Source organism: Blautia sp. SC05B48 (assembly GCF_005848555.1).
Lineage (GTDB): Bacteria > Bacillota > Clostridia > Lachnospirales > Lachnospiraceae > Blautia_A.
In genome coordinates this window covers 3,544,490-3,559,418 of the sequence record NZ_CP040518.1, presented here as the reverse complement: position 1 = coordinate 3,559,418, position 14,929 = coordinate 3,544,490, and the positions used below count along the sequence as shown (strand labels likewise).

The 14,929-nt window shown below is 45.9% G+C and carries 12 protein-coding genes and 1 tRNA gene; 9 read left to right on the top strand and 4 right to left on the bottom strand.

Annotation, left to right across the window (positions count from 1 at the left end; all coding sequences use genetic code 11):
- The first annotated feature begins 2 nt into the window (after positions 1–2).
- The 3 genes from hemB to EYS05_RS16600 all read left to right on the top strand — a co-directional run bounded on the left by hemB (position 3) and on the right by EYS05_RS16600 (position 3,537).
- On the top strand, positions 3–986 hold the full coding sequence (gene hemB, locus EYS05_RS16610; RefSeq protein WP_118624882.1) for a porphobilinogen synthase: 984 nt from the start codon (positions 3–5) through the stop codon (positions 984–986).
- Positions 986–2,266 carry a glutamate-1-semialdehyde 2,1-aminomutase gene (gene hemL / locus EYS05_RS16605; RefSeq protein WP_015525262.1) on the top strand — a complete coding sequence of 427 codons (1,281 nt, stop codon included), beginning with the start codon at positions 986–988 and terminating at the stop codon, positions 2,264–2,266. Before hemB ends, hemL begins: the two co-directional genes overlap by 1 nt.
- Positions 2,267–2,454: 188 nt before the next feature.
- Positions 2,455–3,537 (top strand): lactonase family protein, encoded by a 1,083-nt coding sequence (locus EYS05_RS16600; protein WP_118369173.1) that lies wholly within the window; start codon positions 2,455–2,457, stop codon positions 3,535–3,537.
- A gap of 129 nt (positions 3,538–3,666) precedes the next feature.
- On the opposite strand, the gene aroC is transcribed toward EYS05_RS16600, so the two are convergent.
- Complete coding sequence (aroC, locus tag EYS05_RS16595) at positions 3,667–4,761, bottom strand: chorismate synthase (protein WP_118624880.1); 1,095 nt, start codon at positions 4,759–4,761, stop codon at positions 3,667–3,669.
- Positions 4,762–4,987: 226 nt separating this feature from the next.
- On the opposite strand from aroC, the gene EYS05_RS16590 reads away from it, so the two are divergent.
- The 4 genes from EYS05_RS16590 to EYS05_RS16575 are packed head-to-tail and all read left to right on the top strand — an operon-like array spanning position 4,988 to position 9,656.
- Entirely contained in the window at positions 4,988–5,929 is a 942-nt protein-coding gene (locus tag EYS05_RS16590) for a magnesium transporter CorA family protein (RefSeq protein ID WP_022426904.1), read from the top strand.
- 30 nt (positions 5,930–5,959) lie between these two features.
- Positions 5,960–6,850, top strand: coding sequence for a hypothetical protein (locus tag EYS05_RS16585; protein ID WP_118514435.1), 891 nt, complete (start codon positions 5,960–5,962; stop codon positions 6,848–6,850).
- A gap of 27 nt (positions 6,851–6,877) precedes the next feature.
- The gene (pyk, locus tag EYS05_RS16580) at positions 6,878–8,314 is read left to right on the top strand and encodes a pyruvate kinase (RefSeq protein WP_118514433.1); all 1,437 of its coding nucleotides are present in this window, start codon (positions 6,878–6,880) and stop codon (positions 8,312–8,314) included.
- Positions 8,315–8,366: 52 nt separating this feature from the next.
- Positions 8,367–9,656, top strand: a complete 1,290-nt coding sequence (locus tag EYS05_RS16575; RefSeq protein ID WP_059085911.1) for a diaminopimelate decarboxylase — start codon at positions 8,367–8,369, stop codon at positions 9,654–9,656.
- A gap of 128 nt (positions 9,657–9,784) precedes the next feature.
- Here the strand turns inward: EYS05_RS16575 and EYS05_RS16570 are convergent, their stop codons facing one another.
- Together EYS05_RS16570 and EYS05_RS16565 are read right to left on the bottom strand one after the other, a co-directional pair.
- Positions 9,785–11,161 (bottom strand): MATE family efflux transporter, encoded by a 1,377-nt coding sequence (locus EYS05_RS16570; RefSeq protein WP_138277584.1) that lies wholly within the window; start codon positions 11,159–11,161, stop codon positions 9,785–9,787.
- 78 nt (positions 11,162–11,239) lie between these two features.
- Positions 11,240–11,321, bottom strand: a tRNA-Leu gene (locus EYS05_RS16565).
- Between the two features lie 221 nt (positions 11,322–11,542).
- On the opposite strand from EYS05_RS16565, the gene ftsH reads away from it, so the two are divergent.
- Positions 11,543–13,408, top strand: a complete 1,866-nt coding sequence (gene ftsH, locus EYS05_RS16560) for an ATP-dependent zinc metalloprotease FtsH (protein ID WP_118514429.1) — start codon at positions 11,543–11,545, stop codon at positions 13,406–13,408.
- 73 nt (positions 13,409–13,481) lie between these two features.
- Here the strand turns inward: ftsH and EYS05_RS16555 are convergent, their stop codons facing one another.
- Positions 13,482–14,351, bottom strand: a complete 870-nt coding sequence (locus EYS05_RS16555; RefSeq protein ID WP_138277583.1) for a DegV family protein — start codon at positions 14,349–14,351, stop codon at positions 13,482–13,484.
- Between the two features lie 228 nt (positions 14,352–14,579).
- Between EYS05_RS16555 and EYS05_RS16550 the strand changes: the two genes are divergently transcribed.
- Entirely contained in the window at positions 14,580–14,927 is a 348-nt protein-coding gene (locus EYS05_RS16550; protein ID WP_138277582.1) for an anti-sigma factor family protein, read from the top strand.
- The last annotated feature ends 2 nt before the right edge of the window (positions 14,928–14,929 follow it).

Below are 14,929 nucleotides of genomic sequence, written 5' to 3'. Positions count from 1 at the left end.
TCATGGAACTGACAAAAAGACCAAGAAGATTAAGAGGCAGCGAAAACCTTCGTAAAATGGTACGTGAGACAAGAATGGATAAATCTTCTCTTATGTATCCTATGTTCGTAATGGAAGGAGAAAATAAGGAAGAAGAAATTCCGTCCATGACTGGGCAGTACCGTTACAGCCTGGACCGTCTTCCATATAAACTGGAGCAGCTTTCCAAAGCCGGTGTAGGCAGTGTGATGTTTTTTGGTATTCCTGACCATAAGGATGAAGTGGGCAGCGGTGCCTATGATCCGGAGGGAATCGTTCAGAGAGCTCTTCACATTGCAAAAGAGAAATTTCCGGAGCTTTATTATGTAACAGATGTATGCATGTGTGAGTATACTTCCCATGGCCATTGCGGTGTTCTCTGCGGTCATGATGTGGACAATGACAAGACGCTGGAGCTTCTTGCAAAAACAGCACTTTCCCACGTGGAGGCAGGTGCAGATATGGTTGCTCCGTCTGATATGATGGATGGTCGTGTTGCAGCAATCCGTCAGTGTCTGGACAAGGCCGGACACTACACAACACCGATCATGTCCTATGCAGTAAAATATGCTTCTGCATTTTATGGCCCGTTCCGTGAGGCTGCAGATTCTGCGCCGTCCTTTGGCGACAGAAAAAGCTACCAGATGGATCCGCACAACAGCAGAGAAGGACTGAAAGAGGCACTTGCAGATGTGGAAGAGGGCGCAGATATCATCATGGTAAAACCGGCTCTTGCATACCAGGACATGATCTGGCAGGTAAAGGAGATCACAAACGTTCCGGTTGCCGCATACAGTGTCAGTGGTGAGTATGCAATGGTAAAAGCAGCAGCTGCAAACGGCTGGATCGACGAAGAAAGGATCGTGGGCGAGATGGCTACCGGGGCATTCCGTTCCGGTGCGCAGATCTATCTTACCTATTATGCGGAGCTTCTGGCAAGACTTATGGATGAAGGGAGAATCGGCTGATGACAAGATCAGAACAGTTATTTGAGCGTGCGGTAAAAAGAATCCCGGGAGGCGTAAACAGCCCGGTAAGATCTTACGGAGCGATCGGTGAGGCACCTCGTTTTATTGAAAAAGCAGATAAATGCTACATCTATGATGTAGATGGAAACCGCTATGTGGATTACATTGATTCCTGGGGCCCGATGATCCTGGGACATAACTTCCCGGAGATCCGCGAGAGTGTGATCAAGGCCTGCGAAAATGGTCTGAGCTTTGGCTGTGCTACAGGAATCGAAGTAGAGATCGCTGAATTTATCTGTGAACATATTCCACATGTAGATATGATCCGTATGGTAAACTCAGGAACAGAGGCTGTTATGAGTGCCATCCGTGCAGCAAGAGGTTTTACCGGAAAAGACAAGATCATCAAATTTGCAGGCTGCTATCACGGACACAGTGACTGCCTTCTGGTAAGTGCCGGCTCCGGTGTCATGGCAAGTGGTATTCCGGACAGCGCCGGTGTTCCGAAGGGCTGTACACAGGATACCATGACGGCTACCTACAATGATGCCGCCAGTGTGGAAGCACTTCTCAAACAGGAAGAGGGAAATGTGGCAGCCGTGATCGTGGAGGCAGTAGGAGCAAACATGGGTGTGGTTCCTCCGAAACCAGGTTTCTTAAAGCGGCTTCGTGAGCTTTGCGATGAGCACAATTGTCTGCTGATCTTTGATGAAGTGATCACAGGCTTCCGACTTGCCTTTGGCGGAGCAGCAGAGTATTTTGGTATCCGTCCGGATCTTGTCACCTACGGGAAAATAATCGGCGCAGGAATGCCGGTAGGCGCTTATGGCGGACGTAAGGAGATCATGGATCTGATCTCACCGTGTGGTCCTGTATACCAGGCAGGTACCTTAAGCGGAAACCCGGTTGCCATGGCTGCAGGTTTCACACAGCTGAAATATCTCTATGAGCATCAGGAAATCTACAAAGATCTGGCTGCCAAAGGTGAGAAGCTTTACGGCGGCTTGAAGAAGATCGTGGAGGAAAAAGGTCTTCCATATCAGGTAAACTATGATTCTTCTCTGGCAAGTATTTTCTTTACAGACCAGGAGGTAAAAGACTATGTTTCTGCAAAAACATCCAACCTGGAGCTTTTTGCAAAATATTTCAAGGGAATGCTGAAACGAGGCATTCATCTTGCACCTTCCCAGTTTGAGGCGATGTTCCTTTCCACAGCGCATACAGATGAAGTAATTGATGAAACTCTGGAAGCAATGAGAGGCGCTTTGGGAGATCTGTAAAGAGGCGTAATGGATGCGCAGGAGCCGATCCATTTGCGTGGATCATGTGTGAACGCCATAGTGAACGGCAGCTTTGCGTAAAAAATTGCACAAAAGATAACAGGATGGTAACTTGTTCTTGCAGAAGCTTTGTGATAAAATAAACACAAAAATACGTAACCAATGTAAAAAGCAGGAGGCCAGAACTTATGGGAAAAAAGAAGTACGTGGCTTACGTGGGAACATATACCCATGGAACCAGTAAGGGAATTCAGGTATACGATGTAGATGTAGAAAAAGGAACACTCACAGAACGAAGCGAAGTGGAAGTTAGCAATGCTTCTCATCTGGCGGTATCAAAAAACGGTAAATATCTGTATTCCATTGAGGATGAAGGTGTAGCTGTATTTGAAAGAGACAAGAACGGTGATCTTACCCGCCTCAACAGTGTGGATATCAACGGAATGCGAGGCTGCTATCTTGCAACAGATGTGGACGGAAGATATCTTTATGTGGCAGGGTACCATGATGGTAAGGTAACGGTTGTACATACACATAAAGACGGCCGTCTGGGAAGTGTTATGGACGGCGTTTTCCACAAGGGACTTGGAAGCGTGGCAGAGCGTAACTTCCGTCCGCATGTTAATTGTGTACGTCCGACACCGGATAATAAGTATCTCTGTGCGGTAGATAATGGTATCGATCAGGTTAAGATCTATCGTATCAATAAGAAGAAAGACAAACTGGAGCTGGTTGACATTCTTCGCTGCCCGAGAGAGAGCGGCCCTCGTATCATCCGTTTCAGTGATGACGGAAGATTTGCATATCTTCTTTTTGAGCTCAGCAATGAGGTGAAGGTATACAGCTATGACGGAAGCGGTAAGAATCCGGAGTTCCAGCTGCTTCAGAGCATTACCACTCTTGGAAAAGAGGATTCCAATGATGCGCTTCATAACGCAGCTTCCGGTATGTCTCTTTCTGCGGACGGTAAATATCTTTTCTGTACAACAGCAGGGGAAAATACTGTGACTATGTATGCAGTAGACCAGGAAACAGGCCTTCTGACCAAGAAATTTACACTTCCGATCAGTGGTGATTACCCGAAGGATCTTATGATCTTCCCGGATAACAAGCATATTGCTGTTGCCAATCATGCCAGCAACAGTATTACCGTTTTCACTGTGGATTATGAAAAGAATATCATCATGATGAACGAAAAACCGAGAAAGATCGAGACACCGAACAGTATCCATATCTGGCCGGTACCGGATACATGCGAGCAGTTGGATTAAGATCGGGATTGATCAAAGTAAGCTTTATGCAGGCGGACAAAAACAGACTCAGGGACGAGTAGGAACTTTCCCTGAGTCTGTCTTTTTTTGCACATTTATAATTTCTATCCGACAGGTCAAAATACGAAATTACCGCTGATAAAATTCGTGGATACGATCCATCCGTGCACTCATATTGTTAAAAAGCGCATCTGTAATGGTAAGTGCTGCCATAGCTTCCACAACGACTACTGCACGTGGTACGATCACCGGATCATGCCGGCCTTTGATCTCAAGCTCCAGATTTTCTCCGGTGTTGGTCACAGTAGACTGAGACTGACTGATGGAAGGCGTCGGTTTGATATGTGCACGGAGAATGATATCACTGCCGTCACTCATACCGCCCATAATACCACCTGCGTGGTTGGAGGTTTTGGAAATAATACCGTCTTTCTGTACAAAACCGTCGTTGTCTTCGGAACCGGTAAGACGTGTCACATTGATGCCGTCACCGATCTCAACAGCTTTTACAGCACCAATGGACATGATCGCATGAGCGAGGGTAGCATCCAGCTTGTCAAAAACCGTATCGCCCAGACCGGCAGGAACGTTTTTGATGCGGCATTCGATCACGCCGCCGGCACTGTCCTGACTGTTCAGGCACTGTTCGAGATAGGCAGATGCCTTTGCGGCTGCGTCGGCATCTGGCATGCAGAGTGCATTATTTCGGATCTCTTCTTCTGAGAAGGACCGGATCTCTACAGGACCGATGGATCTTGCGTAGGTAGTAAATGTAATGCCAAGTTCGTTTAACAGCTTGATGGCAATGGCACCGGCTGCCACACGTCCGGCGGTTTCTCTTCCGGAGGAGCGTCCACCTCCACGGTAATCACGGAATCCATATTTCTGTTCAAAGGTAAAGTCTGCGTGACCGGGACGATAGGAGTATGCGATATTTCCGTAATCTCTGGAACGCTGATCTGTATTGCGGATCAGAAGAGAAATTGGAGTACCGGTAGTCTTTCCTTCAAAAACTCCGGAAAGGATCTCCACCAGATCGCCTTCCTTACGGGCAGTTGTATAACGGCTCTGACCGGGCTTTCTCCGGTCAAGAAAAACCTGGATATCTTCTTCACAGAGAGAAAGACCTGCGGGACAGCCGTCGAGAACGGCACCGATGGCCTTGCCGTGAGATTCTCCCCAGGTGGTAACCACGAATTTTTTTCCGAATGATGACTGACTCATTTGTATAACTTCCTTTCGTTGGAATTCTGGAATCATTATATAGGAAGCCGGAAAAAATGTAAAGAACGTGGAATGCAGAATGAATTTTTATGTAAAGATCATGTGAAATTAATTAAAAGCCTTTTTAAAAAGAAAATGTATGAATTGACAAAGCTATTTTGACTATTTATAATAAAAAAGAATTTTGCTCTGGCAAAAGAAAAGCAAGAGAAGGGAAGTGGGAATCGTGGTAAGGATTTACAAGACAATAGACGGAGCCATCCACCAGATACAGGAACCGGAGGAAGGCTGCTGGATTGCGCTGACGAATCCGACGGCAACAGAGATTTTTGAATTTTCCGAGAAGTTTGATATAGAGGTTGACGATTTACGATCCCCTTTGGATGAGGAAGAACGGTCACGTATCGAAGTTGAGGATAATTATACACTGATCCTGGTTGACGTTCCTATGATCGAGGAACGTAATGACAAGGACTGGTATGGGACAATACCGCTTGGCATCATTGTGACGGGATCTATGATCTTTACCATCTGCCTGGAGGACACACCGGTTCTTACCAGATTTATGGAGGGAAGAGTCCGGAGCTTTTTTACCTATATGAAGACCCGTTTTATCTTTCAGATCCTTTACAGAAATGCGAGTATGTACCTGCGTTATCTGCGTATCATTGACAAAAAAAGTGAGCAGGTGGAAGAAAAACTGCATCTTTCCACAAGAAATGAGGAGCTGATCGAGCTTCTGGAGCTGCAGAAATCCCTGACTTATTTTATTACGTCACTCCGGTCTAACGAGGTTGTGCTGGAGAAGCTTCTGAAGATAGACAGTATCAAGAAATATCCGGAGGACACCGATCTTCTGGAGGATGTCATCACTGAGAATAAGCAGGCGATCGAAATGGCCAATGTGTACAGCGGTATCCTGAACGGAACTATGGATGCTTTTGCATCGATCATCTCCAATAATATGAATATCGTTATGAAGGTACTAGCGATCATTACTATTGTCATGAGTATTCCGACTATTGTGTTCAGTGCTTACGGAATGAATGTGGCTGGTTCCGGTATGCCCTTATCAAGGAGTCCATTGGGATTTCTGATCATTATCCTGATTTCTGTGGCGATCAGTGTTGTGGCAGCGATCATTCTTTCCAAGAAGCGATTTTTCTGATTTTCAAAAGTTTTCTGAAAGGAGATTTTAATGAAATTTATCGACAAACTGGAACGTAAATTCGGAAGATTCGGGATTCCGAATCTGACTGTTTACATCATTGGATGCTATGTGCTGGGATATTTTCTGGCCATGTTTGCTCCGGGAGTTTTGAATATGCTGAGTCTTGATATGTCCATGGTCATGAAGGGACAGATCTGGAGACTGGTGACATGGGTGATCTATCCGCCATCCAGTGTGGGAGGAACCGGAAATCTTGTGATGTTCCTTCTCGCAATCTTTTTCTTCTATTATCCGATCGGTACTTCACTGGAACGTACCTGGGGAACTTTCCGGTACACATTGTATATTTTTTCAGGTGTTTTGTTTACTGTGATCGCAGCAGTGCTTTTACATGTATTTACAGGTGGTTATGTGGTGATGAACGGGATCGCCTACTCTCTTGGCGGAAATATTTTTACCACATATTATATCAGTCTTTCCATTTTCCTTGCCTATGCAGTCACATATCCGGATCTTCAGCTGCTTCTTATGTTTGTGATCCCGATCAGGATGAAATGGATGGCCTTTGTATACGGACTGTTTATTGCGTGGGATATCGTATCTTATCTTCGAGTCGGGCTTTGGGTAGGCGTGGTGCCGATCGTAGCATCACTTTTAAACTTTGTGATCTTTTATTTCAGTACCCGAGATATGAATCGTTACAATCCGAAGGAAATTCACAGGAGGCAGCAGTTTAAGAAGGCGATGGCTCCTTCCAGAACGGGCTCTGGTCCGGATGGGATCGCCAAGCATAAATGTGCGATCTGCGGACGTACCGAAAAGGATGATCCAAATCTGGAGTTCCGTTTCTGCTCAAAGTGCAACGGAAATTATGAATATTGTCAGGATCATTTATTTACACATAAACACGTACAGTAAAACGCACAAACGAAGGAGAGCATTATTATGAAAAAAACTAAGATTATCTGTACACTTGGACCTGCCAGCAATAACAGGGAAACTCTGAAGGCTCTTATGGAGAATGGAATGGATATTGCCAGATTTAACTTTTCTCACGGAGACCACGAGGAACAGAAGGGCCGTGTGGATATGATCAAAGAGCTTCGTGAGGAACTTGATATGCCTATTGCCATGCTTCTTGACACAAAGGGACCGGAGATCCGTACCAGACTTTTAAAGGACGGACAGAAGGTTAAGCTGGAAGCAGGAAAACAGTTTGTACTTGGAATTGGCGATTTTGAAGGCGACAGCACAAAGGTCGCTATCACATATGAGACACTTTACAAGGATGTAAAACCGGGAAACAGGATTCTCATTGATGATGGTCTGATTGAGCTTGAGGTTAAGACAATCAGGGGAACTGATATTGTCTGTGATATCTTAAACGGTGGTGAGCTGGGAGAGAAGAAGGGTGTGAATGTTCCCTATGTAAAAGTAAATCTTCCGGGAATCACAGAGCAGGATAAAAAGGATATCATCTTTGGTATCGAACAGAAATTTGATTTCATCGCGGCATCTTTTGTCCGTTCCGCAGAGGTGATCCGTGAGATCCGTAAGCTTCTGAATGATAATGGCGGAAAAGATATCGGTATTATCGCGAAGATCGAGAATGCAGAGGGTGTTGAGAATATTGATTCCATCATTGAAGCATCTGATGGTATCATGGTTGCCAGAGGAGATCTCGGTGTGGAAATTCCTGCAAGCCAGGTACCTCACATCCAGAAGGAGATCATCCGTAAGTGTAACGAACATTATACACCGGTTATTACGGCAACACAGATGCTTGATTCCATGATCCGTAATCCGCGTCCTACACGTGCAGAGGTAGCTGATGTTGCCAATGCGATCTACGACGGAACCGATGCGATCATGCTCTCCGGAGAGACAGCAGCCGGCAAATATCCGATTGATGCTCTTAAGATGATGGCAGATATCGCAGAGATGACAGAGCCGCATCTGGATTATAAAGTGTTTATTGAACATCGTTCCATGGACGGAAGAGAGAAGATCTCCAGTGCAGTGGCACTTGCAACGGTGCGTACTGCAAAGAACCTGAAGGCGAACGCTATCGTAACACCGACAATGAGTGGAAATACAGCCAGACTGATCTCCAATTTCCGCCCGAAGGTTCCGATCTATGCGATCACACCGAACTCAACTATCCAGCATAAACTTCAGCTGATCTGGGGTGTAACACCTCTGAAAGGATATCAGAGAGATACCACGGACCATATCATGTCTCAGGCTATGAATGTTGTCCGTAGCCGTCATCTGATACATAAAGGAGACCTTGTTGTATTTACAGCAGGAGACCCTGCGACCAACATGACAAACGGTCGTGGTGCAGTGACAAATATGATGCACGTGATCGAGGCAGAATAAGACTGAGGTTTCTTCGGGAATAGCAGTCGAAAAAACAGGAGATGCAGTTATTATGAAAAAAGAACCATTTGTGACACTTGAGAAACTCAACGAGATTACTGAAAAGTTTCCGACACCCTTCCATCTCTATGATGAGAAAGGAATCCGTGAGAATGCAAAAGCCCTGAAAGAGGCTTTTGCATGGAACAAAGGATTCAAGGAATTTTTTGCGGTAAAGGCAACACCGAATCCATATCTGATCAATATTCTGCAGGAGTATGGCTGTGGCTGCGACTGCTCCTCAGAAACAGAACTTATGATGGCCAAGGCAGTAGGCTGCAAAAAGGGCGATATCATGTTTTCTTCCAATGACACACCGGAGAAAGAGTTCAGATATGCAGATGAGATCGGTGGAATCATCAACCTTGATGACATCACACATATTGAGAGCGTAGAGAAAGCTCTCGGGAAAATCCCGGAAGTGATCAGCTGCCGTTACAATCCAGGTGGAGTATTCAAGATCAGTAACGGTATCATGGATAATCCCGGAGATGCAAAATACGGAATGACTACCGAGCAGATCTTTGACGCATTCCGTATCCTAAAATCCAAAGGTGCCAAAGAGTTCGGAATCCATGCATTCCTTGCAAGCAACACAGTGACCAATGACTATTATCCAATGCTTGCAAAGGTTATGTTTGAGCTTGCCGTGAAGCTTCAGAAAGAGACAGGTGCACACATTAAATTCATCAACCTTTCCGGTGGTATCGGAATTCCTTATAAACCGGATCAGGAGCCAAACGATATCCGTGTGATCGGTGAGGGTGTCCGAAAGGTTTATGAAGAAGTCCTTGTTCCGGAAGGAATGGGTGATGTTGCGATCTATACAGAGCTTGGCCGTTTCATGATGGGACCGTATGGCTGCCTTGTCACAAAAGCGATCCATGAGAAACATACACATAAAGAATATATCGGCGTAGATGCCTGCGCAGTAAATCTGATGCGTCCGGCTATGTATGGTGCTTATCATCACATTACGGTTATGGGTAAGGAGAACGAGCCGTGCGATCATAAATATGATGTGACAGGTTCCCTCTGTGAGAATAATGATAAATTTGCCATTGACCGTATGCTTCCGAAAATCGATAAGGGAGATCTTCTTGTGATCCATGATACAGGTGCTCATGGTTTTGCAATGGGCTACAACTACAATGGTAAACTGAAATCTGCAGAGATCCTTCTTCATGAGGACGGCAGCTTTGAGATGATCCGTCGTGCCGAGACACCGAGAGATTATTTTGCAACATTTGACTGCTTCCCTGTTTTTGAGAAACTTCTTCAGGATGAAGACGAATTGAAATAAAATAGCAGAAATATATAAAAACAGCCTTCTATGCATCCTAGTAATGATGCTGGAAGGCTGTTTCATGTTTAAGCGTCTGATAAGAGGTATAAGACCACGAGCAGGGCGGAAGGGGGGCAAATGCAGGGTTACTGATTCCGGCTGCCGGAGATTTCTGCCAGGGCTTTTCTAAACTCAAAGAAAAACAGGATGGCGGTAAATGTAACAGCCAGGATATCCGCAACCGGCTCGGCCATATAAACTGCATTTGTCCGGTCAGAACGGAAAATATGGGGCAGAATATAGATCAGCGGGATGACCAGAACAAATTTTCGAACAATAGCCACGATGATGGAATCTTTGGCTCTGCCAAGGGAGATAAAGGTCATCTGGCAGGCAATCTGGATACCAAAGATAAACACAACTGCCATATAGATCCGGAGAGCTGTCTTTGTGAAAACAAGTAATGTACTGTCCGAAGTAAACATTCCGGCAAAGAGCTGCGGGAAGATCATAATGATCAGCCACAGGATTACGGAATAAGAAACACTTGTTTTTACAAGAAGCTTAAATGTAGAACGTACACGTTTTTCGTTACGTGCACCATAGTTGTAGCTGATGATAGGCTGTGCACCCTGACCAAGTCCCTGAAGAGGAAGCATGGCAAACTGCATGACGCTGGTAAGGATGGTCATGGCTCCTACGGCAACATCCCCGCCGTATTTTAAGAGGGAGGAGTTGTAGCAGACAGAGATAACGCTTTCACTGAGCTGCATGACAAAGAGAGAAGAGCCAAGAGCCATACAGGGCAGAATGATATCGGCTTTCAGTTTCATGGTGCTTTTCCGAAGCTTCAGGAAGGTCTTTTTTCCAAAGAGGAATGAGAGGACCCAGATGCAGGAAAATGCCTGGGAGATCACCGTTGCCAGAGCAGCGCCCCGGACACCCATGTGGAATCCGAAAATAAAAACCGGATCCAGAATAATGTTGGAGATCGCACCGATCAGTACAGAGAGCATTCCGGTTTTTGCGAATCCCTGGGCTGTGATGAAATTATTCATGCCAAGAGTCAGCTGTACAAAAATAGTTCCTACTGCATAGATATTCATGTAACCCACCGCATAGTCGATGGTGTTTGCACTGGCGCCGAATGCAAGGAGAAGGATGCGGTTTCCGAGAAACAGGATAACAGTCAGGATCAGGGAGATGATGATCTGCATGGTGAAGCAGTTTCCGAGAGTCTGTTCGGCTTTTGACGTGTCATTTTTACCCATAAAGATGCTGGCTCTGGGAGCGCCTCCGTTTCCGACAAGAGCAGCAAAGGCGGATACGACCATGATAAGCGGCATACAGACACCTACACCGGTAAGGGCAAGAGCACCCTCTCCGGGAATATGACCAATATAGATACGGTCGACGATATTGTAGAGCATATTGATGAGCTGTGCGGCAACTGTAGGAAGTGCAAGCCGCAGAAGCAGCTTTCCGACAGGCTCGGTTCCTAAAAAGCTTTTGTCTTTTTCCATTTTTTTATTCCTTTCGTGATTTTTTTGTATTATATAATAAAGACCTGACAGATTTCTCCGTCAGGTCTTTTATGCGAATGCCGCTGGCCGGACTCGAACCGGCACGGATTGCTCCGCTTGATTTTGAGTCAAGTGCGTCTGCCAATTCCGCCACAGCGGCATAACCATTTATTATAATAGCACAGTATCAGGTGGCTTGCAAGGATTTTTTCAGAATAAAGGTATTATTTGGAAATATTTTTAATTCTAAAATGTTTATGAAATCGGATGAGGCATCCTTGAAATTGACTGAAAAAAGTGGTACAGTGTACTACAAGGCTGTACCACCTGATATAGCACTGTGGATATAGCGATATACTATAAGATAACGGAGGAGACTGCATGAATCTGAATTCCAAAAAACCAGAGAAGCGGCCGCTGTATGTATATTATATCATTGCGGTCGTCATTATTGTTCTGCTGAATGTTTTTGCTCTTCCTGCTCTTTCTGAGAGAAGTGTAAAAGAAACCGATTACACCACCTTTCTGAAAGCCGTAGACAGAGGAAAAGTATATGAGGCAACCCTTAATTCCGATTACATTTATTATACTATGAAAGTGGATGGAAATGATGTCTATTGCAAGACGGTATCTGTAGATGATCAGGATCTTGTATCACATCTTTACGATGCAGGAGTAAGTATAGAGGGAACTGCACCCCAGAGGCAGTCATTGCTTTTGTCTCTGATCCTGGGATATGTACTTCCGATCGCGATCTTTGTTCTTCTGGGACGCTGGCTCAGCAAGAAGATGATGAGCTCCATGGGCAGCGGAGGACCGGGAGGAATGATGTCCTTTGGCAAAAGCAATGCCAAGGTTTATGTGAAATCCTCTACGGGAATCAAATTTTCAGATGTTGCCGGTGAGGATGAAGCCAAGGAGCTTTTGACGGAAATTGTAGATTTCCTTCATAATCCGGAGAAATACAGAGAGATCGGTGCTTCCATGCCGAAGGGTGCCCTTCTTGTAGGCCCTCCAGGAACCGGTAAAACCCTTCTTGCCAAGGCAGTTGCCGGTGAGGCGGAGGTTCCGTTTTTCTCAATTTCCGGTTCGGAATTTGTGGAGATGTTTGTTGGTATGGGTGCTGCCAAGGTACGTGATCTTTTTAAACAGGCCAATGAGAAAGCACCATGTATCGTATTTATTGATGAGATCGATACCATCGGCAAGAAACGTGACGGCTCCGGAATGGGCGGCGGAAACGATGAGCGTGAACAGACACTGAACCAGCTTCTGACAGAGATGGACGGTTTTGACGGTTCCAAGGGTGTTGTGATCTTGGCAGCTACCAACCGACCGGATTCCCTTGACCCTGCACTTCTTCGTCCTGGACGTTTTGACAGAAGGATCCCGGTTGAGCTTCCGGATCTTCAGGGGCGTGAGGAAATCCTGAAGGTCCATGCCAAGAAGATCAAAATTGCGGACACAGTCCGGTTTGATGAAATTGCCAAGGCGGCCGTCGGGGCCTCCGGTGCGGAGCTTGCCAATATTGTCAACGAGGCAGCTCTCCGTGCAGTCCGCGACGGACGGAAATTTGCCACACAGGCGGATTTTGAAGAAAGTATCGAAGTTGTTATTGCCGGATATCAGAAAAAGAATCGTGTACTTTCCAATAAGGAAAAACTGATCGTTTCTTATCATGAGGTTGGTCATGCACTGGTTGCTGCCAAGCAGACAGATTCTGCACCGGTCCATAAGATCACGATCATTCCACGTACCTCCGGTGCACTGGGATATACCATGCAGGTGGATGAACAGGAACATTTCCTGATGAGTAAGGAAGAACTGGAGAATAAGATCGCTACATTTACAGGCGGCCGTGCAGCGGAAGAGCTGATCTTCCATTCTATTACTACCGGTGCCTCCAATGATATTGAGCAGGCGACCAAGATTGCCAGAGCGATGATCAGCAGGTATGGTATGAGTGATGATTTTGACATGGTTGCCATGGAAAATGTGAGCAATCAGTATCTTGGCGGAGACGCAAGTCTCACCTGTTCCTTTGAGACGCAGACGCTTCTGGATAAGAAGGTTGTGGAGCTTGTAAGACGGGAGCATGAAAAGGCTACGAAGATCCTGACGGATAATATCGGAAAGCTTCATGAGATTGCCAAGTATCTGTATGAGCATGAGACGATTACCGGTGAGGAGTTTATGAAGATCCTGAATGAAGCACCGGTGGAGATTGAGGATACACAGGAAAATTAATCAGGATAGCAAGAAAAAAGCGGGGTCCGAGAGACTCCGCTTTTGTTGTAAAAATATAAATTGTTTAGATTATTTACCAGATTTCCGGGTGTACCTTGGAGCAGGTGAGAGCAAGGCTTCCGGGGCCGATGTGGCAGGAAACGCTCAGGGAGAGAGGGAAGATGTTGACTTCACCGATGTTTGGGAAGGTGGTGAGGACTTCTTTTCGGAATTCTTCGGCCGCTTCCAGGTTGTGGGAGTGGATGACATCCAGGTTGATCTTTTCTCCGAAGCGGTCTGCAATGTCATCTTTGATGGCTTTAGTCATAGTGTTTTTTGCCTGAGTCATGGTGCGGGCCTTGGAGAAGGCGTCCAGCTTTTCGCCCTGAATCTGCAGAACCGGCTTCAGACGGAGCATGGTTCCGATGGCTGCTGCAGCAGGAGTGATGCGGCCGCCCTGTTTCAGGTACTTCAGAGTAGCTACAGTGATATAGATGCTGGAGTCGAAGCGGGTTTCTTCCAGCCAGGTTCCGATCTCATCGGCAGAGAGACCGTTTTTAGCCTGCTGGACAGCCTCGATGGCAGAGTAACGTAAGGTTCCGGAGATCCTCTGGTTATTTACGACACGTACACGGCCATCATAGTCTTCTGCAAGCATACGGGCAGTCTGCATGGAGCTGGAGAGACCGCTGGACATGGGGATATGTACGATCTCGTCGTAGTCTTTGAGCAGCTTGTCCCAGAGGGTAGTGACGGATTCCGGTGTGGGCTGGGATGTGGAAACTCTGCAGCCTGGATTTTGTTCAAGATGCTGAAAGAATTCTGATTGGTTCATGTCAATGTCTTCCAGATATTCCTTATCATCTATAAAAAACGGCATTGGAAGCATGTAGATGCCAAGGTCTTTTGCCTGAGCGGGAGACATGCCGCAGTTACTGTCTGTAACGATTGCTATAGATTTCATAATGGTGATCCTCCTTGCCTGGATTTTCATATTTGGTCAATTTTCCTGTTTCCTGACCGTGACATCTCAAGTATACCACAGGAAACCGCCCTTGTCATTCAACGTTTAATTCGCTATAATGGTAACATTCTGGGAAGTGTTTCTCCGGCCCGGGCAAATTGTCGGGCTGAATTTCAGAAGAAGCTTTTGGGTAAGAGAGAATCTGCTGCTTTGAAAGAGAGGGAAAATATGAATTGTCGTATTGCAGAGGGAATGGTTAATAGATATATCGATCATACGTTGCCGTTGAATGATCTGGAGGATTTTCTGGAGCATATTGAGAAGTGTTCCTCCTGCTACGATGAGCTTGCCACATATTTCATTGTACATAAGGCCATGCAGCAGCTGGATGAGAAACGGGAAGATTCTGTTCTGGATTTTAAGGAGCTTCTGGAAGAGGATATCCGAAAATCCAAAAGGTATATCCGAAAAAAGAAATTTCACAGAGCGATCGCTGCAGTGGCAGTCTGTGTTCTGATCGCAGCACTGGTGGTCTTTCTTGTTTTTGTGATCCTGGAACTGAAGGAGGGAATTTGATT